Annotated in this window: 27 protein-coding genes and 1 tRNA gene; 16 read left to right on the top strand and 12 right to left on the bottom strand. The window is 47.3% G+C overall.

Going from position 1 to position 26,699, the window contains the following annotated elements:
• Window positions 1-68 precede the first annotated feature (68 nt).
• Complete coding sequence (locus VGN67_RS08925) at window positions 69-926, top strand: prephenate dehydrogenase (protein WP_327486460.1); 858 nt, start codon at window positions 69-71, stop codon at window positions 924-926.
• Window positions 927-957: 31 nt separating this feature from the next.
• On the opposite strand, the gene VGN67_RS08920 is transcribed toward VGN67_RS08925, so the two are convergent.
• Both VGN67_RS08920 and VGN67_RS08915 read right to left on the bottom strand, forming a co-directional pair.
• Entirely contained in the window at window positions 958-1,404 is a 447-nt protein-coding gene (locus VGN67_RS08920; RefSeq protein ID WP_327486459.1) for a DUF86 domain-containing protein, read from the bottom strand.
• Window positions 1,391-1,669 carry a nucleotidyltransferase family protein gene (locus VGN67_RS08915; RefSeq protein WP_327486458.1) on the bottom strand — a complete coding sequence of 93 codons (279 nt, stop codon included), beginning with the start codon at window positions 1,667-1,669 and terminating at the stop codon, window positions 1,391-1,393. Before VGN67_RS08915 ends, VGN67_RS08920 begins: the two co-directional genes overlap by 14 nt.
• A 162-nt stretch (window positions 1,670-1,831) precedes the next feature.
• Between VGN67_RS08915 and VGN67_RS08910 the strand changes: the two genes are divergently transcribed.
• Window positions 1,832-2,401, top strand: a complete 570-nt coding sequence (locus tag VGN67_RS08910) for a Uma2 family endonuclease (protein WP_327486457.1) — start codon at window positions 1,832-1,834, stop codon at window positions 2,399-2,401.
• 197 nt (window positions 2,402-2,598) lie between these two features.
• Here VGN67_RS08910 and VGN67_RS08905 read toward each other — a convergent pair whose 3' ends face one another.
• Together VGN67_RS08905 and VGN67_RS08900 are read right to left on the bottom strand one after the other, a co-directional pair.
• A complete protein-coding gene (locus VGN67_RS08905) occupies window positions 2,599-2,952 on the bottom strand; it encodes a calcium-binding protein (protein ID WP_327486456.1) in 354 nt (117 codons plus the stop codon).
• Window positions 2,953-3,087: 135 nt separating this feature from the next.
• Entirely contained in the window at window positions 3,088-3,702 is a 615-nt protein-coding gene (locus VGN67_RS08900; protein ID WP_327486455.1) for a hypothetical protein, read from the bottom strand.
• Between the two features lie 186 nt (window positions 3,703-3,888).
• On the opposite strand from VGN67_RS08900, the gene VGN67_RS08895 reads away from it, so the two are divergent.
• The 5 genes from VGN67_RS08895 (at window position 3,889) to VGN67_RS08875 (ending at window position 9,751) form a co-directional block, all read left to right on the top strand.
• Window positions 3,889-5,202, top strand: a complete 1,314-nt coding sequence (locus VGN67_RS08895) for a TolC family protein (protein WP_327486454.1) — start codon at window positions 3,889-3,891, stop codon at window positions 5,200-5,202.
• Window positions 5,203-5,284: 82 nt separating this feature from the next.
• Window positions 5,285-6,379, top strand: a complete 1,095-nt coding sequence (locus VGN67_RS08890; protein WP_327486453.1) for an efflux RND transporter periplasmic adaptor subunit — start codon at window positions 5,285-5,287, stop codon at window positions 6,377-6,379.
• Between the two features lie 318 nt (window positions 6,380-6,697).
• Entirely contained in the window at window positions 6,698-7,948 is a 1,251-nt protein-coding gene (locus tag VGN67_RS08885) for an ABC transporter permease (RefSeq protein WP_327486452.1), read from the top strand.
• Window positions 7,949-8,022: 74 nt separating this feature from the next.
• A complete protein-coding gene (locus VGN67_RS08880; protein ID WP_327486451.1) occupies window positions 8,023-8,730 on the top strand; it encodes an ABC transporter ATP-binding protein in 708 nt (235 codons plus the stop codon).
• Window positions 8,714-9,751, top strand: coding sequence for a sensor histidine kinase (locus VGN67_RS08875; protein WP_327486450.1), 1,038 nt, complete (start codon window positions 8,714-8,716; stop codon window positions 9,749-9,751). Before VGN67_RS08880 ends, VGN67_RS08875 begins: the two co-directional genes overlap by 17 nt.
• 76 nt (window positions 9,752-9,827) lie before the next feature.
• Here VGN67_RS08875 and VGN67_RS08870 read toward each other — a convergent pair whose 3' ends face one another.
• Complete coding sequence (locus VGN67_RS08870; RefSeq protein WP_327486449.1) at window positions 9,828-10,370, bottom strand: ferritin-like domain-containing protein; 543 nt, start codon at window positions 10,368-10,370, stop codon at window positions 9,828-9,830.
• A 154-nt stretch (window positions 10,371-10,524) separates the two neighbouring features.
• On the opposite strand from VGN67_RS08870, the gene VGN67_RS08865 reads away from it, so the two are divergent.
• Window positions 10,525-11,280 (top strand): class I SAM-dependent methyltransferase, encoded by a 756-nt coding sequence (locus VGN67_RS08865; RefSeq protein WP_327486448.1) that lies wholly within the window; start codon window positions 10,525-10,527, stop codon window positions 11,278-11,280.
• A 185-nt stretch (window positions 11,281-11,465) separates the two neighbouring features.
• On the opposite strand, the gene VGN67_RS08860 is transcribed toward VGN67_RS08865, so the two are convergent.
• The 5 genes from VGN67_RS08860 to VGN67_RS08840 all read right to left on the bottom strand — a co-directional run bounded on the left by VGN67_RS08860 (window position 11,466) and on the right by VGN67_RS08840 (window position 16,765).
• Complete coding sequence (locus VGN67_RS08860; protein ID WP_327486447.1) at window positions 11,466-11,972, bottom strand: DUF6691 family protein; 507 nt, start codon at window positions 11,970-11,972, stop codon at window positions 11,466-11,468.
• A gap of 35 nt (window positions 11,973-12,007) precedes the next feature.
• Window positions 12,008-12,580 (bottom strand): YeeE/YedE family protein, encoded by a 573-nt coding sequence (locus VGN67_RS08855; RefSeq protein WP_327486446.1) that lies wholly within the window; start codon window positions 12,578-12,580, stop codon window positions 12,008-12,010.
• 40 nt (window positions 12,581-12,620) lie between these two features.
• Window positions 12,621-14,036, bottom strand: a complete 1,416-nt coding sequence (locus tag VGN67_RS08850; RefSeq protein WP_327486445.1) for an MBL fold metallo-hydrolase — start codon at window positions 14,034-14,036, stop codon at window positions 12,621-12,623.
• Window positions 14,037-14,447: 411 nt separating this feature from the next.
• Entirely contained in the window at window positions 14,448-15,245 is a 798-nt protein-coding gene (locus VGN67_RS08845; RefSeq protein ID WP_327486444.1) for a sulfite exporter TauE/SafE family protein, read from the bottom strand.
• 134 nt (window positions 15,246-15,379) lie between these two features.
• Window positions 15,380-16,765: an MATE family efflux transporter gene (locus tag VGN67_RS08840; protein ID WP_327486443.1), complete on the bottom strand. Its 1,386-nt coding sequence runs from the start codon at window positions 16,763-16,765 to the stop codon at window positions 15,380-15,382.
• Between the two features lie 461 nt (window positions 16,766-17,226).
• On the opposite strand from VGN67_RS08840, the gene hflX reads away from it, so the two are divergent.
• The 7 genes from hflX to VGN67_RS08810 all read left to right on the top strand — a co-directional run bounded on the left by hflX (window position 17,227) and on the right by VGN67_RS08810 (window position 23,051).
• Window positions 17,227-18,489 carry a GTPase HflX gene (hflX, locus tag VGN67_RS08835; protein ID WP_327486442.1) on the top strand — a complete coding sequence of 421 codons (1,263 nt, stop codon included), beginning with the start codon at window positions 17,227-17,229 and terminating at the stop codon, window positions 18,487-18,489.
• A 76-nt stretch (window positions 18,490-18,565) separates the two neighbouring features.
• Window positions 18,566-18,637, top strand: a tRNA-Arg gene (locus VGN67_RS08830).
• 188 nt (window positions 18,638-18,825) lie between these two features.
• The gene (locus VGN67_RS08825) at window positions 18,826-20,007 is read left to right on the top strand and encodes a site-specific integrase (RefSeq protein ID WP_327486441.1); all 1,182 of its coding nucleotides are present in this window, start codon (window positions 18,826-18,828) and stop codon (window positions 20,005-20,007) included.
• A 55-nt stretch (window positions 20,008-20,062) separates the two neighbouring features.
• The gene (locus VGN67_RS08820) at window positions 20,063-20,809 is read left to right on the top strand and encodes a hypothetical protein (protein WP_327486440.1); all 747 of its coding nucleotides are present in this window, start codon (window positions 20,063-20,065) and stop codon (window positions 20,807-20,809) included.
• Between the two features lie 74 nt (window positions 20,810-20,883).
• Complete coding sequence (locus VGN67_RS24520) at window positions 20,884-21,153, top strand: helix-turn-helix domain-containing protein (protein ID WP_414717300.1); 270 nt, start codon at window positions 20,884-20,886, stop codon at window positions 21,151-21,153.
• Window positions 21,154-21,193: 40 nt separating this feature from the next.
• Window positions 21,194-21,607, top strand: a complete 414-nt coding sequence (locus VGN67_RS08815; protein WP_327486439.1) for a hypothetical protein — start codon at window positions 21,194-21,196, stop codon at window positions 21,605-21,607.
• Between the two features lie 64 nt (window positions 21,608-21,671).
• Window positions 21,672-23,051: a primase-helicase family protein gene (locus VGN67_RS08810; protein WP_327486438.1), complete on the top strand. Its 1,380-nt coding sequence runs from the start codon at window positions 21,672-21,674 to the stop codon at window positions 23,049-23,051.
• Between the two features lie 829 nt (window positions 23,052-23,880).
• On the opposite strand, the gene VGN67_RS08805 is transcribed toward VGN67_RS08810, so the two are convergent.
• Both VGN67_RS08805 and VGN67_RS08800 read right to left on the bottom strand, forming a co-directional pair.
• Entirely contained in the window at window positions 23,881-24,081 is a 201-nt protein-coding gene (locus VGN67_RS08805; protein WP_327486437.1) for a hypothetical protein, read from the bottom strand.
• Window positions 24,082-24,100: 19 nt separating this feature from the next.
• Entirely contained in the window at window positions 24,101-25,153 is a 1,053-nt protein-coding gene (locus VGN67_RS08800; RefSeq protein WP_327486436.1) for a RimK family alpha-L-glutamate ligase, read from the bottom strand.
• Between the two features lie 1,185 nt (window positions 25,154-26,338).
• On the opposite strand from VGN67_RS08800, the gene VGN67_RS08795 reads away from it, so the two are divergent.
• Window positions 26,339-26,674 (top strand): NINE protein, encoded by a 336-nt coding sequence (locus VGN67_RS08795; protein WP_327486435.1) that lies wholly within the window; start codon window positions 26,339-26,341, stop codon window positions 26,672-26,674.
• Window positions 26,675-26,699: the final 25 nt, after the last annotated feature.

The following is a 26,699-nucleotide window of genomic DNA, read 5'->3' as shown; positions in this document are numbered from 1 at the left end:
AATCTTGCGTCTGTTTCATACAATATAAAAAGCCTAAAGCATACGGCATATAGCCTAAAGCATTAAAAATGATAGTTAGTATAATAGGAGTAGGGTTACTGGGCGGCTCGTTTGCCCTGGTACTTCGGGAAAAGTACCCCAACATGAAGTTTGTGGGCGTAGACCTCTCAGAAGTAAACCAGAAGATTGCCCTGGCTAAGGGAATCGTAGACGAAATACTACCGCTGGAAGAAGCCCTGCGGGTGGCCGAACTAAACGTGCTGGCTACGCCGGTGGATACTATCGTGCACCTGCTGCCGGTCCTCCTGGACGGACTACCCGAGGGCGCTACCGTTATGGACCTGGGCTCCACCAAGGAACTGATATGCCGGGCCGCCGACGCGCACCCGCGCCGGGCGCAGTTTGTGGCGGTTCATCCCATGGCCGGTACCGAAAATTCCGGTCCGGGTGCTGCGTTTGGGGAGTTGCTGCCGGGCAAGAACGTCATTATCTGCGACCGGGAAAAAAGTCGGCCGGATTCGCTGGCGCTGGTAGAGGCGCTGCTGCGCGACATCGGCATGAAGATCCACTACATGACCCCCACCGAACACGACCTGCACCTGGCCTACGTATCGCACCTGAGCCACATCAGTTCGTTTGCATTGGGCCTGACGGTACTAGAGAAGGAAGCCGACGAAAAAGCCATTTTCGATATGGCCAGTACGGGTTTTTCCTCCACGGTACGCCTCGCCAAGAGTTCGCCCCAGATGTGGGCTCCCATCTTCGATCAAAATAAAACTAACGTATCCAAAGCCCTGGCCGACTACATTGAGTTCCTGAAACGCTTCAAAGACGCCATCGACAACGAAGACCTCGACGCCAGCCTCCGCTTCATGTCCCGCGCCAACGACATCGGCCGCATTCTGGGGGGCATTGAGAAGAAGTAGTTAGTCTATAAATTAAAGGGGGGTAAGGTAGTTACGAAAGGATTTTTTCAAACTCAACATGCTTATAAAAGGTACTTTGACGAGCGGCTTCTAATTCTCCCCTATCGAAGGTATTGTCGGCAACCTCATTGGTGAGTAGACTCATTAGCTGCAACTTAAAAGCAGGAACTCTTTCTTTGATTATGTCAAAAACCATTTCGTAATCAATTCCTGTGTAGTCATGGGCAATACGATTTCTTAAGTTGCGAATTTCCTGAAAAGGTAGTAGTGAATGCTTTCTTCTTAATTCAGCAGACAGTTTGTTGCTTTGTTCCCCAATGTTAAGGAGGAGTAGCAGACTAGCGTTGAAGTGTAGCTGGTCGTTGGCATAAAATAACATTTCGGGGGTAGTGAACCCGGCAGCATAAATTTCTATTTTACCTATTGACTCGAGCATGACGAGCAGTGGTAAAAGGTCGTTAGCTTTATCGGGTAACATACCTGAGGTCTTTGTGAGCGCGGTAAAGGATGATAGGGTCGGCAAATTTTGCCGGCACCAGGTCCACCTTGGTATTAAGTAAGGCTTGTAGCCTGCTCCGAAGCCGTTCACGTACTTTATAGTCGAGGTGCTGTTCCAGCAGAATATCTATGTCGTGGTAGTTTTCTCCCCGGGCAAATGACCCGAATAGCCCCAAGCGGCTAATTCCAAACTCCTCAAAAACCCCCTCCCGGCGTAGAATTTTTTCCAGTTCCTGAATCGTCATAACTCATTCTTTTTTCAAATATAAATAAAATCCCTCGACGCCAGCCTCCGCTTCATGTCCCGCGCCAACGACATCGGCCGGATTCTGGGAGGGATTGAGAAGAAGTAGGAAACAGCAGGTACTGTTTTTTTCGTTACATTAGTAGAAAATCAGGATACTGCTATGGACAATGTGTTTAAGATAAAAACGGTAGAGGGACTTACAGATGATCTGTTCTTTGATCTGTGCCAGGCTAATTCGGAACTGCGCATGGAGCGCGATCAACACGGAAATATTATCGTTATGTCGCCAACGGGAACTGATACAGGGCATTTCAATCTGGGTATAAGTGCCAAAATCTGGTTTTGGAATGATCGCTCTAAACTTGGATTTGCTTTTGATTCATCCACAGGATTTACACTTCCCAATAGTGCTGTACGCTCTCCCGATGCCTCTTGGGTATCTAAGAGTCGATGGGAAAGCCTGTCCAAAAGTGCTCAGGAGAGATTTGCCCCGATTTGCCCGGACTTTGTAGTAGAAGTGCGTTCCAGAACCGACCGCCTCCCCGACCTTCAGTCCAAGATGGAAGAGTACCGTGAAAACGGCTGCCGTCTGGGCTGGCTCATTGACCGTCAGGACAAGACCGTACATATCTACCGTGCGGCGGGTTCAGTCGAAATTGTGACGGGTGAATCTGTAACGTTATCGGGAGAGGAGGTACTGCCGGGGCTGGTAATGGAGGTGAGGTGGTAGGGGAATTCAAAGGAAATTAACTTATAAATTTCCAGGAACCCATAAGTGGCAGAAGAACAGAAGGCCTGAATAATACTGATGTGTTCCTGAATTGTCTTCATTTGATTTTTATCTTAATCAGAGATAGACATTTTCAAAATGATGAGTAAAACAGTGGATTCAAAGAGTGAAAGGAAAGCTTAGAAAAATAGGGTCAATTATTCATTACTCACCCAATAGTTCCAGATCTGGAACATATCCAAGGTGCCTTCGTCGGCGTCAATGTCGCTGAGTTGGGTGTACTTGACAGTCACCCGGTAGTCGCCCAGTTCTATTTGCAGATGAAAATCTTTGTCCAAAAACTGCGCTGGTTCACCGGATAGCCCCACCACCGTAACGCGCTTGGCCTCGGTACCGCCGCCTTTTTTGGTGAGCGTGGCCGTGGCTTCAAACGGAAAGTTCAGGCGGTCGTTCATAGTCTCGTACCAGCCCGAGCTTATTTCGTATTCGTCGTAGGCATCCACGATGATTTCGTCGTCAATGATTTGCTGAATTTGGTCGGGGGTGAGCATAGGGATATAGCTTAGGCAGGTATCAGAAAAATTGATCTCTGTGCGCAGAGTCGGTCTAAAACAATGATTTTCTTTTCAAAAGACAGAGGAAAGGTACGGCAATGTAAACTGCGCCCCAGATTTACCAGAGATGGGCTAGTTATCCTCGTCAGCAAAGCCTTCCGGTACTAGGTCGAAGTAGGTGTCGCGTCCAATGTGCTCACAGATTTTCTCGGCCAGGTATTCCAAATCCGTCGAACGTTCCAACTCCACGTAATCGTGACCAAAGAAACTCATAAACACAATACGTTCCACCGCAAACACACGCGGTGACCGGCTCACTAACACAAACCGGACGTAATCACGATACTGCTTCCAGCGATCAGAATGTTCACCCCAGAGTTTGCGGGCTTCCTCGGCAGAAAGACTCTCTTCCTGTCCGGCAATAGAACTGAACTGTGAAATATAGACCATGATTTCCTTCTCCTGGGCCTCCACGATAAAATCTGATACCGCCGATAGATTGGCCATTGCATCTTCCACTAGTTGTCGCTCTGACGGGTAGATATGGGAGGGCTTTCGCTTCCGAAAAATAATGCGGGCGTCCGCCGGGTTTTCGTAAAACTCAAACCCTGCTGGCATTTCTTCGATTAGGTCAGGGTTCTGTGGCTCCTTGGTAATATAGTAACGCGTTCCGCCCTTCTTAGCCGTTACAGCCCGAATATAAGCGGTACTACCCTGACGGTTGGTGTAAGAGAGGGGGTGGGGCATAAGGATCTTTGAAAGTTAAGATTAAACTTAGCGATTTCTAATTTTAAAAGTACAAGACAATGAACACTGAATAGCAATTCCCCCTCTCTGCTTCGCCCCGATTTTCTTCCGCTTCGTAGATTTAATTTTTCCGGTTTCGTGCCTTTCGCTGACCTTTGAAGCATGAAACCCGATTATTATTTACCCATGAAAAAGTACCTGCTGATTGGATGCCTGCTGGCAGGAAGTATAGCACAGGCGCAAACTGTTCTGAATAATGTAGAGGAAGCCCTGTCGCTGGCCCGCCAGCACAACCCTGATCTACAGGCCGCCCGACAGACGGCCCGGTGGCAGGCCGGAGCGGTAGACATAGCCAGAGCGGGCCGCCTGCCTACTCTGCGCGCCACGAGTGCGCTCGAATACAACTACGCCCTGCCCGTACAATTGGTACCCGCCGAATTTTTGGGCGGTAACCCCGGCGAGTACCAGCGGTTGCAGTTTGGGGTACCCTATAACCTGACGGCCGGTCTGGAGGCCAGCTACAGCCTGCTGAACCCCACACTTTTGCACGACATCCGCCTGGCCGACCTGAACCAGCAAATCGCCGAAACCCAGGTTGCGGCGCAGCAGGACCAGCTGGCAACCCAGGTGGTACGGGCCTACTACCTGACGGCCCTGGCCCGGGAGGCGGTGCAGCTCTCCGGGCAAAACCTTCAGAACGCGGATACCCTGCTGGCGCTGGCCCGCGAACGCTACCGCGCCGGCGTTACCGAACAATTGGACCTGAACCGAACCCAAAGCACCCGCCTTTCCCTGGCTGACCAGCTGGAACAAAACCGCCTGGCCTATACCAATAACCTGAGGCAACTAAGGCTGCTGGTAGGGCAGGAAGTAACAGTACCTGACGGGGCCGCGCAGGGCTGGGCTGCAACTGGTGAGGTGCCGGCCTCTACTCTCCCGGACAACTACCCCCAAATCCGGCTCCGGGCCAGTCAGCTCACCTACTACCAGGAATCCATCCGGCGCGAGCAGGCTACCCGACTTCCGCAGCTATCGCTTTACGGCCGGTATTCGGCGCAGGCGCAGCGCAGGGAATTTAACTTTCTGGATTTTGGGCAGCCCTGGTTCAGCATCGGGGTAGTGGGAGTACGGCTGGAGGTACCTGTTTTTAACGGGGGCGTGCGTCTGCATACCATTGCCCGCGCCAAAGTACGGGCCGATATCGCCCGCACCGAGCTGGAGGCCGAACGCCGCCGTCAACTGGCGCAGGATGAGGAGTGGCAGACTTCCTACGCACAGGTGCAACGGTCATTGACTTTGGGCCGGGAAAACCTGGACCTATCTACGCAGAACCTGGACCTGGCCCTGATCAAGTACCGGGCCGGTACCTACACCTACGACCAGTACCTGACGGTATTCAACGAATCGCTCCTGACCCAGAACCGCTACCTGACTACCCTGGCCAATGCCATGATATACGGTGGCCTGCTCTGGACCCGGCCTTTACTATCCGGTGAATAATGACTCGGAAGAAACCTCCTCTTTTTAACCCGCTATATCGAGAATTTATAGCTACCAACTTAAAAGCTACTACCCGTTCACCATGAAACTAAACTATATATCTGGTCTGATTGCCCTGGCTATACTCGGCTGTAAATCGGATGAAGAAGGTACTACCCCCACCTACAAAGAGCTGACTGAGGCCGTGTACGCTTCAGGAAACGTGTATCCCCAGAATGAGTACAGGCTCTTCGCGGAAGCCGACGGAGTACTTACCCGGCAGCTGGTCAACGAAGGCGACAGTGTAGGCAACAACCAGCTCTTGTTTGTGCTGGAAAGTGCGTCTACTGACGCCCGCTCGCAGGCAGCGGCTAACATTTACCGACAGTCGGAAGCCAATCTGACGCAGAGCTCGCCGGTATTAAACGAACTGGAAACGCAGATCAGAACGACCCGCACCCGGGTAGAGAACGACTCCATCAACTACGTCCGGCAGCAGGGCCTCTACGAGAAAAATGCCACTTCCAAGGCCGAACTGGAACGGGCTGAACTGGCCTACCGTACCAGCCGCAACGAGCTGGCGGCACGGCAACAGGCCCTGCAGCGTACCCGCAATCAACTGTACGTGGAGCTTCAGAACGCCCGCAGCCAGTACCAGGTCACGTCGGTGGATGCCAATAATTACCGCCTGCGCAGTTACGGGAGCGGGAAGGTATATGAGGTGTACAAAAAGCCGGGTGAACTGGTACGCCGGACCGAAGCCGTGGCCCTGATCGGCAGCAGCAACCATGCCTATGTCCAAATGGCGGTAGACGAGAGTGATTTTACCAAAGTGAAGGTAGGGCAGGAGGTACTTATTAAGGTAGATGCCTTTGACCAGAAGGTATACAAAGCCCGCGTATCCAAGATTTACCCTAAACTCAACCGCGTAGACCAGTCGTTCCGGGTGGATGCGGAGTTCGAAGGCGAAGCGCCCGAAGGGTACTACGGACTCACCGTGGAGGCGAATATCATCATTAGCCAGAACAATCGTGCCCTGACCCTGCCGAAGACCTACGTAGTGGGTGGTGATAGTGTATGGATTCAGGAGGGAAGCGAAAAGAAGAAAATCAAAATCAGCAAAGGCGCCGAAAACCTGGACCTGGTGGAGGTAAAGAGCGGACTGACGGAGAATACGGTAGTGTTGAAACCAATGTAATTCTGAATTCTTAATTAGTAGTGTACGAAGGAATTATTTTTGGTGCAAAAGCGGCCCCAGAGGCGGACGGCCGCTGCCGGGCTAAACCTTAGTAGCAGATTAGCAAGTTGGAAAGATTTCAGCCCCGTAGACGGTCGGCCGTTGCCGGGCGACACCCACCATTAAATGTGCCGCTGCCACGGTGGCCGCTCCTACGGAGCTTTTTGTACACTTTTGATGCTATTTCTACTAAAGTATCGCCCCGATGGGGCTAAAATAAAATTTCTTCGTACACCCCTGATTCATAATTCATAATTCAGCATTCAGAATTTATAAGATATGAATTTAAAAATCGCTTACAATATCGCGCAGACGCATTTACTGACGAAAAAGAAACAAACCCTGGTGGCAATGCTGGGCGTGACCTTCGGGATCGCCATGTTCATCGTCATGATCAGCTTTATGCAGGGCGTTAATCAATTTCTGGAAGACTCGGCCCTGGACGCCTCGCCGCACGTCCGTATCTACAAGCAGATCACCTCCGACCGTCCGAGTTTAATTGAAATGGTCAATCCGGACGGGTTCAACGTAGTACACCACCAGAAACCCAAGCAGGAACTGGCCCGCATCAAGAACGGACTGGTCATAGCGCGGCACATTGAGCTGCAGCCGGAGGTACGGGGTGTTTCGCCACAGGTGAGTACGCAGGTGTTTTTTAACGTAGGCTCGGTGCCCGTGCCGGGTACCCTGGCCGGGGTGGATATTATGCGGGAAGAGAAACTGTACCGCCTGAGCCAGCGTATGAAATCGGGTAGTATCGAAGACCTGCAGTCCAACTCCAACGGGGTTATTCTGGGCAGGTTGCTGGCCCGCAAGCTAAACCTGAAAGTGGGCGATAAGGTAAACGTTACCTCCTCAACGGGTGGTACCGCATTGCTCCGGGTAGTAGGGATATTCAGTTTTGGTATCCAGACCGTCGACGACGCCCGGGGCTATGTGAACCAACCCAAGGTACAGGAGCTGATTCAGAAGGATGCCAACTATATCACCGACCTGCACATTAAGATGAAGGACCCCATGCAGGCCATTCCGTTCGGGCAGCAGCTGGCGCGGCAGTACGACTACAAAGTAGAGGACTGGGCCACGGCCAATCAGGCCATTCTGGCCGGGGAGAAGATCCGGGGCGTCATGACCTTTGTGGTGTCGTTTACCCTGCTGGTGGTGGCGGGTTTTGGGATCTACAACATTATGAATATGAACGTGATGAACAAAATCAAAGACATCGCCATTCTGAAAGCAACTGGTTTTAGTGGCAAGGACGTCATCGCTATATTCATGATCCAGTCTGTTATTATTGGCTTGCTGGGAGCGGTATTGGGAGTATTTATTGGGTTCAGCCTTAGCTACATGCTCTCGATCACACCTTTTAATGCCGGCGATTTTCTGGCCATTGATACCTTCCCGGTCAAGTTTGACCTGAAGTACTACGTGCTGGGGGTACTGTTTGGGATTATTACTACCCTGCTGGCGGGGTACTTTCCTTCCAAACGCGCCGCTAAAATTGACCCCGTTGAAATTTTAAGAAGTTAACGGAGGTACTTTAAACGGGCAGCGGGCGACGCTCATAAACTCATATACTCTAAACTCATGAACTTTACAGACTCATGAACTCCAAAGAAACGGCTGTTCTTAAAGCTACAAACATAAACAAGTACTTCACCGACCCGGTAAAATTTCAGGTACTGAAGGACATTAATTTCGAAGTAAAAAAAGGAGAATTTCTGTCCATCATCGGTAAGTCAGGCTGCGGAAAGTCAACCCTGTTGTACATCCTGTCAACCATGGATACCAGCTACGACGGTACTCTGGAAGTTAACGGACAGCGACTCACCGGTCGGAGCCAGGACGAGCTGGCGGCTTTTCGCAACGAACACCTGGGTTTTGTTTTTCAGTTTCACTTCCTGCTGCCGGAGTTTACAGTACTGCAGAACGTCATGCTGCCCGGCCTGAAGCTGGGTAAGTACCCCGCACGGGAAGTTGAAGAGCGGGCCTACGCGAAGCTACGCCTGGTCGACATGCACGAGCACGCCCTGAAGCCTTCCTCGAAGCTGTCGGGCGGGCAGCAGCAGCGGGTGGCCATAGCCCGGGCGCTGATCAACGAGCCAACCATTATTATGGGCGATGAACCCACCGGCAACCTCGACAAGACCAATTCCGAGCTGGTTTTTGATATCTTCCGGGAAATTTCCCGTACCAACGGGCAAACCATCATCACCGTCACGCACGACCCCGACTTTGCCATGGGTGGCGACTGTATTATTGAAATGTCGGACGGAGCCATAATCTCACACGGCTATGAAGCTAAAATTTAACCTGTACGTCGAACTCATCTTTGGCTTTTTTTCCCTGCTGGGCTTAGCCGTTCGGTACTGGGCGGTTCCCGAGTTCAGTTTCGGTCTCCATGTGGTTTTTGCTATCGCTCAGTTTTTGGCTTTTAACCTGATCTGGATTTTTTACTATTGGCTGGACTACAAACTGAACCAGGTGATGCCCTTCGAAAAGGGAGTTGCCCGCAGGGTGGTGGTACAATTGCTGCTAGGCTGGGGAGTTATGAAGGTATTCCTGATTCCGATGGGCCTTGTCATGCTATTTGCGGCCATACCCTCCATTACCAACTATATCAATAAACTTAATATAGTCTTTATTGGTCTAACGGCTTTCTTTGGAAGTACCGTTATGAACGCGGGCTTTATTGCGATGCATTTTCTGAAGCGCTGGAAGGAGAACGCCGTCCGGGCGGCTAATCTCGAGAAAGAAAAAGCCCAGGTACAGTTCAATACGTTGAAAAATCAGGTTAATCCGCACTTTCTGTTCAACAGTCTGGCTTCTCTGGATACCCTTATTCAGGAAAATCCCGCCCTGGCCCGGCAGTTTGTTCACCAGCTTTCCAAGGTGTACCGTTATGTACTACAGAGTCAGGAAAAAGGGCTGGTACCGCTGGAAACCGAGGTGGATTTTGTGAATAATTATATTTCGCTGCTCAAAGCCCGCTTTGACGGCTCACTGCGGGTCCATTTTCAGATCCCCGACGAACTCTACGAGCGGCAGATCGTACCAGTCACGCTACAGGTCCTCATTGAAAACGCCATCAAGCACAACGTAATCAGCAAAGAGCATCCCCTGCAAATTGAAGTAGCGGCCAACGAAAATCAACTGGTCGTGACGAACACCATTTGCAAAAAGAAAAAGATAAAGATAGAGACTTCCAATGGGTATGGTCTCAATAACCTGAAGGCCCTGTACCACTACCTGAGTAAGGAAGATGTACAGGTCGAAGAGTCGGCGGACCGGTTCACGGTACGGGTGCCCTGGGCTGTTGAGGGAGCCAGCTAAGCTGTTTTGACCGGAAAGATAAAGGCAAAAAGAAAGGCCTCCCGCGCGGGAGGCCTTTCTTGTATGGGATAGAAACCTACGTTTCTATCAAATCGGGTTTAGGCGCAAAAATGGTGTCTTCACCCAGGAAGTGCTCAATATGGTGGGCCCGGTCTTCGGTCAGGTAAAGGATACCCTCCAGTAAGTTCTTCGTTCCGTAATCGCCCATTTCCATCGCCTTTCCAATGCTTTTCCGTAGCTCAATGGCTATTTTTGATTCCGCCGCCATATCATTTTTCAAACTATCCCGAATCCGGAATACCCCTTCGGGCTCATGCTCGACGTAGGAAAGCTTATATACTTTTTCGGGATGACAGGTAGGGGCAATGCCCATTACCGTCAGTCGTTCGGCAATCTTGTCGTAATGCTCGTGGACCTGGGTGTAGTTGGCCTCAAAAAAGAGGTGCAGGTCACGGAACTGCGGGCCTTCTACCAGCCAGTGGTGCTTGTGGTACTGCTGGTACAGCGTAATGAACGAAGCCAGATGCCGGTCCAGTTCTTTGGCCATTTGAGTTGCGGTTTCTTTGGTTAACCCAATGGGGTTTCCCTCGTAATCCTTGTTTTCTCTTAGTTTTTCCATGAGTGAAATATCTGTTTCAGAAGGTAGTACTAAAAGTATTCCGGTGGGCATTTAACCGGCTGCTGCTGGTTCTGGAGGGGTTTTGAGGAAGGTTTTTCTACAACTTGGTCATAATAATGGTTACCTTCACCGGCTGTACACCAATGGAAAAGCCGTGGCCTGGTATCATACATTTTTTGAGGGTTTGCCCCAGCAAGCCTGGAAGCTGAATCAGAATGAAGAGTATACGCTTTGGGAAGTTGACTTCCTGGCCGATGTACTCGAACTACAACCTGATGCTCAGGTACTTGATGTCTTTGGTGGTTACGGCCGCCATGCCCTGCCGCTGGCGCAGCGGGGGTACCAGCTCACCAGCGTTGATATAGCCCCGGACTACTGCCGGGAGTTAAGTCAGGCGGCTTCGGCACAGGGGTTACCCATTGAAGTTATCTGCGGCGATTTCCTGACGGTACCTTTGGCTGATACCACATTTCAGGCGGCCTACTGTCTGGGGAACAGCTTCAGCTTTTTCCCCTATGAGCAGATGGTTCAGTTCCTGCGGCGTATTAGCCAACTTCTGGAACTGGGGGCGCAGCTGGTAGTGCATACCGAACTGGTCGCCGAAAGTGTACTACCGCACTTTGTAAGCCGGAGCTGGATGCCCGTGGGAGAAAGCGAGGAGCTGCTTTTCCTGATGAACAGTACGTACGACCCGCTGGCGGGTTGTATTGAGGCCGAGCTGACCTACGTACAAGGTACCGAGCGGTTGAGCCATACCGTGCAGCAGTACATTTATTCACTGGCCGAGTTAAAACGAATGTTTAGCCAGGCCGGCCTCACCATTACCGAAACCTTCTCCGACCTCGAAGGTGAACTTTTCCGCCTGGGCGACGAACAGCTGTACCTGCTGGCGGTGAAAAATTTTAAATGAGAGATTGAGTGATTTAGTAATAAGAGGAAAAAGGAAGAGCTAGGCATTGTATTGCTTCGCCCTTAGCTCAACCTAATATTAGTTCTAAAAACCATTCGACAAACGCCCCGTCGCAACGGAAACCGGTAACAGTTGAAATTTGAAAACAGAATTCAAACAATCACCACTCACTCATTCAATCATTGTTAATGTGGTAGCCGTTCGCGGAGGTAGCCGTAGGTCCAGGTACCCAGGATGGCGCTGAGTAGTGTGACAATAACGGCCAGGTAGCCGCTGCCGATCTGCGCGAAAAGGGGACCCGGACACGCCCCCGTTATGGCCCAGCCCAGTCCGAAGAGCAGGCCGCCGTAGATTTGTCCCTGCTGAAAGGTCCTGGTCGGTATCCGTACCGATTCGCCCGCCAGGGTTTTAATCCTGAATTTCTTAATAAAGTACACCGAAAGTACCCCCACCATAACCGCCGAACCGATAACCCCGTACATGTGGAAAGAATCGAGGCGAAACATTTCCTGAATCCGGAACCAGGAAATGATTTCCGCTTTGACAAATACGATTCCGAATACGGTGCCCATGAGCAGGTACTTGAGGAGGGAAGCCGGTCCTTCGGGGCTTTCCTGCTGGTTGGAGGCATCACAATCCAGAGTACTGTAGGTAGTGTCAGTGACCAGTTCTTCCTGTTGCTGCGCTTTCATAGAGAAGTCTTTTTAGAATGAATAAATAGAAATACCTACACCAGACTCAGGAGCCAGGGCAGCAACAGGTGAGTTCCCGCAAAGCCCCCGATCATGAAGCAGACGGTCGCCACCAGCGAGGGCCACTGCAGGTTTGACAGTCCCATGATAGCGTGGCCGGAGGTACAGCCGCCGGCGTAGCGCGTTCCGAACCCCACCAGAAAGCCTCCCAGTACCAGGAAAATCAGGCCCCGGGCCGAAAAGATATGCGTTGCTGCAAACAGGTCCGTGGGCATCAGGCCCGTAAAATCGGAGATACCCAGGTCGGCCAGACTGCGCCGGGTAGCGTCGGCAATGACGATTTCGTTCGGGTCGGACAGAAAGTAAGTGGCTAAAAAGCCGCCCATCAGAATACCCGTTACGAAGTACAGATTCCAGCTTTCTTTTCGCCAGTTATATTGAAAAAAGGGTACTTGAGCGGGTAGGCAGGCCGCACAAATGTGCCGCAACGACGACGAGATTCCGAACGATTTGTTACCCAGCAGCAACAGCAGCGGGACGGTCAGCCCCACGAGCGGACCGGCTATGTACCAGGGCCAGGGACTACGGATTAACTCTATTAATTCCATATCAGATTAGCTTTTTTATTGGAGAGTTTCAATTAGGTACTCAGGACTTTTTCAGCGTGGTGGGGCAGACAAAGCTGGTACGGGAGACATCCGTTTTGGCGAGTGCTCCGAATCCTCCGGCTATATCTACTACGTTGTCGTAGCCCCGGGCTTTCAGAATAGAAGCCGCGATCATGGATCGGTATCCACCGGCGCAGTGCAGGTACATGGTTTTGTCTTTAGGGTACTCGGCCATTTGCTCATTAATAAAGTCCAGTGGCAGGCTCCGCGCACCTTCTACGTGTTCAGCTTCGTATTCGTCGGTTTTGCGGACATCTACCACCGTCAGGTCGCTTTCTTTCCGCTGTGCGGCCAGTTCCTCCGCCGACACCTGCTCCACCGTGTCTATTTCCTTGCCCGCTTTTTCCCAGGCATCCAGGCCCCCATGCAGGTACCCCAGCGTGTAGTCATATCCTACCCGGGCCAGTCGCGTTACCACTTCCTCTTCCCGGCCCGGCTCCGTAATTAAGAGCAGCGGCTGTTTGAGGTCCGGAATCAGCGCTCCAACCCAGGGGGCAAAACTACCGTCAATGCCAATGTTGATGGAGTTAGGGATGAATCTCCGGGCAAACTCCCGCGCGGCGCGGGTATCCAGTACCAGCGCGCCGGTTTCGTTGGCGGCCGTTTCGAAGGCATCCGGACTTAGCGCGTGGGCCCCGCGTTTCAGTACGTCGTCGATGCTGTCGTAGCCTTCCTTGTTCATTTTTACGTTTTGCGGGAAGTACTGCGGTGGGGCCGGCAGGCCATCTGTTACTTCTTTTATAAATTCTTCTTTTGACATATCCGCCCGCAGGGCGTAGTTGGTCTGTTTCTGATTACCCAGCGTATCGGAGGTTTCCTTGCTCATATTTTTACCACAGGCCGAGCCCGCTCCGTGGGCCGGGTACACGATGATGTTGTCGGGTAGGGGCAGGATTTTACGGCGGAGGCTGTCGTAGAGGTAACCGGCCAGGTCGTCCATGGTCAGATCACCTTTTTGAGCCAGGTCAGGGCGGCCCACATCCCCTATGAACAGGGTATCTCCACTGAACAGGGCCGCAGGCTTATCCCCTTCGTCCAGCAGTAGGTAACAGGTCGACTCCATCGTATGGCCGGGCGTATGAATAGCCCGAATGGTAACGTTTCCCAGTTTAAAGGCCTCGCCATCTTGGGCAATATGCGCCGGAAAGCTGGGGGTAGCGTTAGGGCCGTACACAATGGGAGCGCCCGTTTTTTGCGAAAGGTCCAGGTGGCCTGATACAAAGTCGGCGTGGAAGTGGGTTTCAAATACGTACTTTATTTCTACCTGCTCGCGGCTGGCTTTCTCGATATAGGGGGTTACTTCGCGCAGCGGATCTATGACCGCCGCCTCGCCTTCCGATTGGATGAAGTAAGCTCCCTGGGCCAGGCAGCCGGTATATATCTGTTCTATTTTCATGGTTGTTAGGTGTTAATTTTTAGGTAATAGCTGTTAGTAATTAGCTATATATAATAGACTTGTTGCAACGCTGATTATAAGGTAGTTATCTTAAATTGTCACTTATTTAACGACCTCTAAAACAAGCCACAGACGCTAGAAAGCTCAGGTGGGCTGTTACCTTACCAAAATTGATAGAGATTTTTAGTCTATTGGGCCTCTCGAAATTCGATTAAAGTTCTGATTAAGAACAGATTATAATTTAACCTCCATCACCACAACTCTAATATATTGATAGTGATTTGATTATGTATATGTACTTAAAAATTATCTTTAAAAGAAGTACTTTAAATTTCCAAGTATAGGATTTCCACTCTGTTTATAAGCCTTTTAACCATTGAAAACCAAGACCTAAAAGCTAACAGCTATTATCTACAAATTACTGATTTCCTGCCATATAATGACAAAGGCCAGCAGAAGTACAAACCAGCCGAAAGCGCCTTTCAGCTTCTGACCCGAAATAAAGCGGGTGAGGTAAGCCCCGACGAATATCCCGACGACCGACATACCCGTAAACAACAGCAGAAAGTCCCAGTCTATGACCTGCTGACCCACATCGCCCAAAAATCCAATCAGTGATTTGGCCGCGATAATCAGCAGGGAAGTACCTACGGCCATTTTCATAGGGAGTCGCGCCAGCAGTACCAGCGCCGGAATAATCAGAAATCCCCCACCCGCTCCCACCAGTCCGGTCAGGCCGCCAACAACGGCTCCTTCCAGCGCAATAAGCGGGTAGTTAAACCGGATGGCCTGTTCTTCGGCGGGCTCGGGACTCTTTTTTTGACGCAACATGGAAAAAGCCGCAGCCAGCATAATCAGGGCAAAGAGCGCCATAATAGCCATGTCTTTGCTTACTTTCAAATTATTCAGGGTAAAGAGCGGGTCGGGCAGGGCCGGAATCAGGTACCGGCGGGTCAGGTATACCATTGTGAATGAAGGTACGGCAAATACCGCCGCCGCCCGGTAGTTGACCAGTCGCCGCCGCATGTACGTCACCGAGCCTACCAGCGAGGTAGTACCTACCACAAACAGGGAATAGGCCGTCGAAAGCAGCGGACTGATTCCTACCAGGTACACCATGACGGGGACAGTCAGGATACTGCCCCCGCCGCCAATGAGGCCTAGGCTCATGCCAATCAGTACCGATGCCAGAAATCCTGCGAATGTCATGCCTGGTAGTAGTCAGATAATAACCTTGTAAACAAGTCCGGGAGCGACTTGGCTTACATTCTCCCGTTTCTTTTACAAAACTACTACCCGACTACCCGCTCTGTCAGTGACAAAAGTCACACGGCAAAAAGATCTTACACCTGCACCAGTTTCCATTTACCCCGCCTGAACACCCATATCCCCAGCAAGGCCAGGAGTGACTCGCTGATAGGTACCGACAGGAATACCCCCAGCGGCCCCATCTCCAGCCCCATTGCCAGCAGGTACGCCAGTGGTATTTCTACCAGCCAGAAGCAGATAATATTCAGCAGGGTGGGGGTTCGGGTGTCGCCCGCGCCGTTGAGCGCCTGGATGATCACCATCCCGAAGGCATAAAACCCGTAGCCCAGGCACAAGACCCGCAGCGCCCTCACGCCCGTATCAACCACCGTAGGGGTGGAGTTGAACCAGCCGATAATGGTATTCGCCCCCAGGTAAAACAACAGCGCGACCAGCAGCAGGAAAACCATGTTGATATAAGCCGACCGCCAGACCGAGGTTTCGGCGCGGTCGGGTTGGGAGGCCCCCAGGTTTTGGCCTACCAGCGTGGCGGCGGCGTTGGCCATGCCCCAGGACGGCAGCAGCGTAAAAATAATAACCCGAATGGCGATCGTATAGCCAGCTACGACATCGCTGCCAAACTCCGCCAGAATACGGGTCAGGAAAATCCAGCTGGCCGACGACACCAGAAACTGCCCGGTACCCCCGGCGGCCACACTCAGAATACTCGCAATAACGGCACGGTCGGGGGTGAAGTCGGACCACCGGATGGCAATACCACGGGTCGTTTTCGTCAGGAAGTAAAATTGGTAAGCTACCCCGATGCTGCGACCAATGGTAGTGGCCACAGCGGCTCCGGTCACGCCCATTTCCGGAAAGAAGCCAATCCCGAATATGAAAAGCGGGTCCAGGACAATGTTAAAACCGTTGGCGATCCAGAGCGACCTCATGGCCGCGGAAGCGGCTCCGGCACCGCGCAGGGCACCACTCAGCGAGTACAGCAGCACAATCACCGGACTACTCAGAAACTCAATACGGGCGTAGGTAGTACCTACGGCAATGACTTCTTCCGAGGCACCCATTAATCGCAGTATATGCTCCGCCGAAAAGACACCCACCAGCCCCATGATGACCGAAACGACCAGCGAAATCAGAATGACCTGCCCGATGGCCCGGCCGGCCTGCTCGGGATTGCCCTCGCCAATGCGGCGGGCTACCATGGCCGTGGCGGCCATACTCAGACCAATGGCGACCGAGTACACCAGGGTAATCACCGACTCGGTAAGGCCTACCGTAGCGACGGCCTCAATGCTTACTTTGGATACAAAAAAGACATCTACCACCGCAAAGAGCGACTCCATGATCATTTCCAGGATCATAGGTACCGAAAGTAGAAAGATAGCCCGGTTAATACTGCCGGTTGTATAGCTTTGCTCCGACCCGTCCAGGGCCGTACGAAGCAGTTTAAACCACTTTTTCATGGATAATAGTGTATTAAAAGAATAGGAATGGAAGGAAAGCGTGTACGTAGCAGGTACGTACCAGTTCCTCAAAATTTGATTTGAAAAGAAAGAAGATGGCCTGAATTAAGCCAGGGCTAAAACAATCATCGGCTTGGAAGTTTTGGCAAATGTAAATAAAGTGTTTTGATTGTGCTGATAGTCAGGGGATATTTTTTACGAAGAGCTGTTTAAAGGTTGATTTTTAGTATAAGTAGTCTTTTCTAATCGTTTTGACCAAGTTCAAGCGTGGTTGGGCTAGATCAAGACAAATAAATTGATGAGGGTGAAATACAGCATTACTAAATAGAGCTGAATCAGGTCAGAAAAGCATACGTATAGGAAGATTTTGCCTTACAGTGGCTTGAACTATTAGTACTGCTGTACAGTTATCTTTAGCCCGCTTCACCCAAACCTTTTTTACATAGAAAAACTTCGACTGAATGATTGATAAAAGTAAACTGAACTCTACCGCCAAGCGGCAGGAGACCGCCGTTCTGGTGGCGGTAAGTACCCAACGGCAGACCGCCGAAAAAACCCAGGAGTACCTGGACGAGCTGGCTTTTCTGGCTACGACCCTGGGCGTAAAAACGATCCAGACCTTTTCCCAGAACCTCGACCGGACCGACATCCGGACTTACGTGGGCAAAGGAAAGCTGGAAGAGATAAAGACCTTTATTATTGATAACCCGGTGGACATGATCATCTTTGACGATGACCTGACTCCCTCGCAGGTGAGAAACCTGGAAGGTGCCTTTGAGGAAATAAAGGTACTGGACCGGGGCCTCCTGATCCTGGATATTTTTGCCATGCGGGCGCAGACCGCCCAGTCCAAGGTGCAGGTAGAACTGGCGCAGTATCAGTACATGTACCCCCGCCTGACCCGCATGTGGACGCACCTAAGCAGTCAGAAAGGGGGAGTAGGTATGCGCGGACCGGGTGAAAAAGAACTCGAAACGGACCGTCGTATCATCAAAGACCGCATTACTTTTCTAAAAGAAAAGTTGGATAAGATAGACCGGCAGAGCGCCACGCGCCGCAAGGAGCGCAACCGCCTGGTGCGGGTAGCGCTGGTAGGCTATACCAACGTGGGCAAGTCTACGCTGATGCGCCGCCTGGCCAAAGCCGACGTTTTTGCCGAAAACAAGCTCTTTGCTACCGTGGACTCTACGGTACGCAAGGTAACGCTGGAAAACATACCTTTTCTGCTCACCGACACGGTAGGTTTTATCCGCAAACTACCCACTACGCTTATTGAGTCCTTTAAGTCAACCCTCGACGAGGTACGCGAGGCCGATATGCTGCTGCACGTAGTGGATATTTCACACGCGTCGTTTGAAGAGCACATTGAGGTAGTAAACAGTACCCTGGCCGAAATCGGGGCGGCTGATAAGCCCACCATCCTGGTCTTTAACAAGATTGACCTCTACCAGCAAACCGAAGAGGAGGATCACTGGCACGAGGAGGAGGCTTCCCCGGCCGGCGAACCGCTGGTGGAGCAGGTACCGGCCGAAACGCTCATTGAGCGCCTCAAGAAAAGCTACATCGCCCGCAAAGCCGACCATGTCGTGTTTATTTCGGCGGAGCAAAAAGAGAATCTGAACGAGCTACGCACCCTGATTTTCAAACTGGTAAAGGAAAAGCACTTCACTATTTATCCCAATTGGGAGAACGCCAGCCTTTCTGACTTCGATTGGGAAGAGTAAGGGTTTGGTAGAAAAGGGAAAATTGCTGAAATTCGCGCCACGGTTCCCGGAAGTACTTCGGGAACCGTTCTTTCCTGACCCCGTAGTTCAACGGATAGAATAGAAGTTTCCTAAACTTTAGATATGGGTTCGATTCCCGTCGGGGTCACTGAGTAACAAGCCGTAAACAGGGAATAGGGCCGGTAAAAGCCTTATTCCCTACTTGCGGTAAATAAAAATAGCAAGATTTGTTATAGCTGTTTTACTAAGTTGTACCAAAGAAAATGATACCAGTTTGATACCGTAACTCTGATTACCCTTTGTGATTACGTTTGTAGATACACAATCACAAAGACAATGTTCAAGGACCAATTAGTACGTTTCAAGGTCATTTTCGATCGTAAAAAGGAAGTGGCCACAAAAGGAAAAGCTTTGGTACAGATAGAAGCATATCAGAATGGTAAGCGTCGTTACTTTTCCACGAGTATCTATCTGAGCCGTGACCAATGGAACTTTAAAAAGAAAGAGCCCAAAGACCAATTTACACTCTCCCAGGTACGCTCCTTTGTTACTGCTCTGGCAGATTATGAAAAGGAGCAAAGGTATTATAACAAAGGAGCCTTTACCTTAAAAGACTTTGACCAGCTAGCGGATCGGATGAACGTTCCCAAAGACGTGTCGGTATTTAGCTTTAACCAGTTCTTTAAAGAACAACTCCAAGCTCGTAAGAAGGAACTAAGGCATGGTACTTATAAAAATCACAATGCTTGCCTTAATACCCTGAACGAGTTTAACCAAGCTATCCGGTTTGAGGATATAGACTATAAGCTAATTGACCAGTTTCATCAGTTCCTAATAAGTAAGCGGCATAAGCCTTTTACCTGGCACAAACGCCACATACAGCTGAAGACCTACCTAAAAAAAGCCGTAAAGCTTAGGCTCCTGAATCGTAGTCCTTACGAAGACTATAAAGTACCTACTCCCAAAGCCGATATTATACCGCTACACATGGAAGAAGTCCGAAAGCTAGAAGAATTGGCGTTTAAACCCACAGAGAAACGAAACGAGAGGGTACGAGATATGTTTTTGTTTTCGGTGTATACTGGCTTGCGCTGGAGTGATGTATCAAGCCTGACAACAGCTAACTTTATCGAGACAGCGGACGGGCTTACGCTTCGATTCAAATCGGCAAAGGAAAGCAAATCCGGTACCCTCCCATTGCATATCGTATTTGATGGGAAGGCTGAAGCCATAGTTCGTAAGTATTGGCCGGATCAAGAAGGAGGTAAGCTTTTCAAAGGAATTTCAAATGCCTTTGCTAATCTGAGGCTTAAAGAACTTGCTACCCAGGCCGCAATTAAGAAGAGTATACATTTTCATATAGCCCGGCATACATCAGCAACTATCTACGCTCAGAAAGCAGATGTATTGACCGCTCAGAATATTCTTCAGCATTCCAAACTTAGTACTACGCAAGGCTATTTGCACATATCCAACCAAGAACGAGATAACAAGCTTAGAGATGTGGATTGGAAGTGATTTTTTTAACTGTACTGTTGAATTTTCTTAACAGACGAAATAAACCCATTGACTTATGGAAGCCAAAGAAGCTCCAAAGCGGAAGTATAAAAAGCATAAAACCGATATAAAAATAACGGTAAAGCATTACTTCAATGATCGTATTAAGATGCTTGATGAATACGATAAGGAAAAACACCCTTTGTATTTAAAAATCATCATGCAACAAAAAACCACTTACTATAAAAGTAAGCTCGAAATATTTGGTAATCCTGGTGAAATGTACCTTACTGAGCAATTATATGGAAAGGCTCTTGAGGAGGAAAAGGAGGGTATAATTGAGTTAATCAATGAAAGTACTCCTGCTACAAATCCTAGCTTTTCATTAAGTGAAATAATGTTTTGGTACAGGAGCCAGCCTAGTTTGATGGAATTTGTAAATCAGAAGCTAGTCTTTGAATTAACTGAAGCTATATTTGACCAAGAGGAAAAATTTGAGGGAGTTATAGGATCAGACACCATTCTGAAGAACGTTCCGGCTTTGATGCTTTACGATAAGTATAAAGAACTTAGTAGTGTTAAAAAGGTAAAAGAATCATATCCTGAAATGATTTGGTACTTACCCTATTATTATGAAATCTTCTGTAGCAAGTTGCATTCAAGTTACTTTTACAAAGATTATGCTTACCATTTGTTAAAACCAAGTGTTAAGGATTATCTTAGAGGAGGGTTCAAAGCTGAATTGTTAATTTTTTACGCCACAAAAAATACTGGAAGTCAGCTAGTTAAGTCAATTGATGGATTGCTAGAGAAATATATTTAGTAAATTTATGCGTAACGATACACATAAATTTACTAACATTGTCTTTGTAAAGTTTACCAAACCTCATAAAGACAATGGGAATACGACAGAAAAGTACACTAAGTCCCGAAGGGCAGTATCTTTTAGATACCTTCACTGAACAGTTAGAACGCCTCGAGCGAAAGCTCGGAACACAAACACCGCCCAAAAAAGACTACTACAGGGCTACTGAGGTATGTCAGATCCTGAACATATCTCGGTCAAAATTTGAGCAATTCAAACGTGATGGCCTGTTCCCTACTCACAAAGTAGGTGGTATGGTCTATGTTGCAGCTTCCGAAATTGATCGGCTCCTACCCAGGTAATCTTAATCTTACTATTTAACGCATTAACCTTTTATAAGCTATGGGAACATTGCATGTGAATGATATTTCTTTGGAAATGAGAAGTATACAATACCAGTTAAAAGAAATGTGGGAGTATACTCATATAAGTGAACAGGGTAATATTGAGTTCTACTACAAGCTTGAGGATTTATTCACAGTGCTACTCCAGGGGCAATTTCAGAAAGCCACTCTCAAGCACTTCGAGATTTATATTAAGGCCAGACTTGAAACCGGATTTTGTTTTGGATGGGACCTTGAAGCATACGCCGCTGCCCAATACCAGGAATTAATAAATGGTATCCTTTTATATATTTCAACAGAGGATCTAAAGAAGGTATTAAAAGAAATAAAGCCACTGCACCAACTATCTAATATAAATGGTAAAAAGGCTTTATTAGCGGAGCTTGAAAATATGAAAAAAAACCCGCTCTGACACAAACAGAGCGGGTTTTTAAATATCAAACTAACTGTATATCACTTGTATATATAACAAAGTTATGGAAAACTCTCCAAAAGAAAAAAATAGTAAAGAGGCAAAAGACAAAGTGCCTGGTAGCGGTAAAGTAAAAGAAAAGAAATCTATTGAGCAGGCAGCTAAAGAGTTTATTCGTGTAGGAGATGAATACTATAAGATAACTCACCGGCCAGATAAAAATGGTAATCTTCATAGGTTGCTGGCAAAGCGAATTAAAGGTACAATCATTGATGATTATTCACGAGTTATTCTAAGCTACATTCCAAAATATGAGGATTTTGTAATAGTACCTTCACATACAGATTACAAACAGGTAATTCACGGCCATTATAACAAGTACTATAAAATTTCTCATGAGCCTAAGCCTGGCCCATATGGTACTATTAAGAACTTTCTTGAACACATATTTGGGAGCCACTATATGGATTTTATTCTTGATTACTTTCAGCTCCTATACTCCAGGCCAACTCAGAACTTACCTGTAATTCTACTTGAATCATTTGAAAGGGAAACTGGTAAAAGCACTTTTGGAAAGTTTGTAGAAAAGATATTCCAGTTTAATACAGTAGCAGTGGGGAATAAAGACCTGCAATCAGATTTTAACTCTGTATGGCTGGATAAACTGTTAATTGTACTTGATGAAACCTCCTTAGACAATAAAGAGGTTATGCAGACGATTAAGCGGCTATCAACGGAAAAAGGACAAGTATTATCTAACTCCAAGGGAAAGGATAAAGTAAACCTTGACTTCATTGGTAAATTCATTTTTATGTCTAATGAAGAAGGAAAGGCCCTGCGAATTGAACGAGGGGAGAAGCGTTTTGCTGTATTCAAAGTCCCTACTTTTAAAGACAGAGGACTTGAGAACGATCCTGATATGTTGCAAAAGCTGGAGGCTGAAATTCCGGCCTTTCTTCATTATCTAAAGAACCGGAAACTAGTACATGAGGAGAAAACCCGTATGTACTTTGATTTGAGTGTATACGCAACTGAACAGCTCAAGGTTTATTTCCGTAGTGGTGCGAGCTATATTTCCAGAGCTATAAGGGAGCTAGTAAAGGATACATTCGATATGTTTTCTGAAGAAGGCCAATTTTCGTTCTCTACCAACCAGCTTATTTTTGAATTAACTAAAGGTAATTATCTGCGAAGCGTAGACAGGCAGCAGGTAAACAGAGCAATCGAAGATGATTTAAACCTGAAGCTTCAGAAGAAGGGCCGGTATACCTATTTCTCTCTTTATAAAGCGGAGACTGATAATTCTAACAGCTACTATCCCACACGTAATGACCAAATCAATACACATTATACCTTTTCAAAAATTGACTTTTTGTCCGTTTCTGAATCTACAAATAGTACAAATGTAGATTTACAGAAAGTGCAACAAGAGCTAGTTTTGTAGCAACATGCAACAAGAATGGAACAAATTGGCCTTTTTTTGATATTAGTTAATTGCTTGATAAACAGAAGTTTAAGAATTGATTTTGAAAATAGAATAAATGAGTGCAACAATGCAACATTCTATATATATTATTGATTATAAGATACTTACTTTGTTGCATTTCTGTTGCATTCTTGTTGCATGTTCCAACTATGTTGCATTGTTGCACTCTTTTTTATATCTCCAAATACGTAGTTCATAGTACAATTTTGACCGAGGTATAAACCCTCCTTTCAAAGAATAGTAGTTCACATTAATAATAGGTCAAATTATGAAAGCTAGTCCCTCTGAAAAGCTAGGATTCTATGCCAATTGTCCGGACGGTACCCGCAATAAGCTATTTACCTACTCAGTCTATGACCTAAGCCACTCCATAGACCTACTCAATAAATTCACGGCCAAGGGTTTCGAGATAAAGAAAGCTTATCACACTTTCGATAATGGTAAGAACATGCAGCTAGATCCATTAATGTACGGGATTGATGGAAGTCTAAGTGACATCTATGCCGCAAGGAAGAAGCAATGAATAAGTTGAACTATTTAAATTGACCTATTGAACCTTTAGGTAAGGGGTTTTACTCCTGCTAATATTGCAATTGTACTACCTAATACCCAGGCTACAACGATTTTATTAGCTACCTGGTGGCAACATATTGGAAAGACGATCCAGAATGCTAGGTATCGAAAAGAGAATAGAAGCACAGTACAAAAAAAAGTACCTGAATAAATATCAGGTACTTTAATGAAACAAAACCAAAATTGATAAGTAATAGAGCTTGATTTAATATTCTTAATCGGTTTCTTTTCCAAGAATATGTTTAAATATATTCTCAGGAAATATCCGTTTGGAGTACTTTTTTGTGTCTTCTGAACTAGCATGTAAAGAGAGTTCTCCTTTTTTTGTCCAAGGCCAAACTTTAAAAGGAATACCCGTTTTTGGATCTATTTCTATTTGCTCTGATTTATATTCAGCATAAGAATTGTTTTTCATAATTGGTAACTTAATTAATTCATTTTAATAATTCAGACTCTAATTTGGCTAGTCTTCTAGAAATTGATGAGTTTCTAAGTTCTTCTACTTCTTTATCCGTTTGAGAAAAAATGGTACTTGAAGTACTTTCAAATGTGTTTTTTATTTGTTGTTTTTCCTCCTTTATATTCTCCTTCTTATACTTTTTTGATTTTTGTTCTATATGCTTTACTAGGTCAACAAACCAATTTCCACAAACTGATATTGAATGAGTACCCATATTGCTGTTAATTTCAACTACATAGGATTTGCCGTTTTTGTCTTTCAATAAATCTACCCCGCAAAACTCCAAGCCTATTGATTTGGCAGCCTTCACGCATAATTCTTTGTCTTCGTCATTAAGCTTTATTTTAGCTCCTGATCCGCCCTGGCTAATATTTGCCCTAAAATCCTTTTTCCCGGTTCGTTCCATTGATGCTACAACCTGATCTCCTACCACAATTACACGAATGTCCTTTGAGCCCGCATCAATGAATTGCTGTAGCTTAATACTTGCTTCCAGCTTATAAAAGCTTTCTAGGGTAGTATTTGCAGCTTGTGGAGTCTCCAGAATGAATACCCCTACTCCCTGGCTCCCTCTAAGGAGCTTTGCAATTGTAGGTAATCCGCCGGTTTTATCTATTAGCCAGTCAGTATGAACCGGACTTTTAGCATATGTAGTTATTGGCACCCGTACACCGTTTAAGCTGAGTTTTTGGGTTGTCTTCAGTTTGTTGGATGCTGTTTCTATACCATCAGCAGTTTGTGCTGAGTATATACCTAAGTTCTCATTTAAGTGCCTTAGAATGCTTGCACCGTGGTCGATACTTGAGCCTATTCTTGATATAACTGCATCATAATTCCTGGCAAGCAGCCTAACAGGGGTCTCAAGGTCGCTGTGGCCGTTGTATAACCTGTCATATCCGCTTGTAGAATCAGAAACAAGCATGTATAAATGATTTGGGTTGTGGTGTTCCCAGGTGTGTCCACGCTCCTCCAGAGCATTAATGAGATGTTTTGAAGGTTGTCCAGTTGCTAGAATCAATACTTTCATTAGTTCTTATATTTTGGTTTACCCAAAGTGAAGAACAAATACAGTGATAGTAAAGGAAAGTAGCTATGCCCATGCACTTCGTTCATATATCGCTCTAGGTGCCTGGCTGCAATTGCAATTCCGTTCAGTGCGTGGTAGGGGGTTTAGAGAGAAAAAGTATGTTATTTGAAAAATTGGTATTGTTTAAGGCTCTGATATACAGGATAATAAGCATTTTGTTGTTTGTACTTTTACCCTTAATAGCGTTTCAAATTTGAAACGCTATTAAAATTTACCTTGGTGGATTGGGTTGATATACAGATAGATACGTGCAATTATTGGTATATATGATGCTTTTTAATCGTACAGTTATTAATGTGAAGTCCTATAGCTAGTACTTACTGCTTTTAGGTGCTGCTTTTGATACCGCTTTTGATACCCGTTTATATTAAATCCATTAATTGTTTGTCTGTCAATGTATTAAATATTCCCGTCGGGGTCACATTTTGAATACGAGGTACTATGAGGTACCATCAAAAACCGCCTTAGATATAAAAAGAGGGCGGTTTTTGTTTTCTTTAGAGCCTTCTGGAAATGCAAAGTATTCGGAGAAATGTTCCTTCATTCATTATTGACCATTTTGCTATTGTATATTGCGATGGTTATGCTATTTTGCATTTACATCGGGCGCTTAGGATAAGCGAGGTGTACAAAGTCCCCGATTAGCTAATTAAAGGTGAGTCGCTACAAGCCATATTTTAAGGGCCTAAAAACGATTACATACGCATCCCTAAGGATAAGTTAGTTAATCAATATTCCCGAAAGACAAATCGAAATCAGGAAGAAGAACTAAGAGAAGCAAAGCAGCAAGTGGAGCGCACAAAATAATCAGGATGTTCCTGACCAGCGATAATTAGCTAGCATACGTAATCCCCTAGCGCTACGCATATGGATACCGTTCCATAACATTTGCTACCGCTTAATAACTTTTTACTGAACATCCACAACCATTTGCCTTCATTTCAACATGGATGCAGAGAAAAATAGAAAGTTAAATTTTACTATAATCCTCCTGCTTTATTTGGTTGCCCTGGCAAGTATTATCTGGGTGCTTATAAGGTAAGGTTTTTGCGGGGTATGGTACCTGCCTAAGGTTGTGTTTATATTTTTTTCCTATACCTGTTCCCACTAACCACTCACTCTATCATGAAAGACAAAAATTCTACCGGTATTCTGGCCTTCTTCCTGGGAGGCTTAGGCGTTCACCGCTTCTACCTGGGCCAAACCGGCCTGGGCATCCTGTACCTGATCTTCTGCTGGACCTTAATCCCGGCCATCATCGCGTTCATCGACGCCATCATCTTCTGGACGCAAAGCAAGGAAGCCTTCGATGCCAAGTACAATCAGGGAGTACAGCAACCAACTTACGGTGCAAGTACAACCAATGTTGCCGACGAGCTATCCAAGCTGAACAGCCTCAAACAACAGGGAGTACTTACCGAGGACGAGTTCCAGGCCCGGAAGGCAAAGATCCTCGCATAGGCTTCGCTGTACGTATAATACTATC

It is taken from the genome of Telluribacter sp. (assembly GCF_035998675.1).
Taxonomy (GTDB): Bacteria; Bacteroidota; Bacteroidia; order Cytophagales; family Spirosomataceae; genus Telluribacter.
The sequence above is the reverse complement of the archived record's forward strand: the minus strand, read 5'-3'. Positions and strand labels throughout refer to the sequence as shown.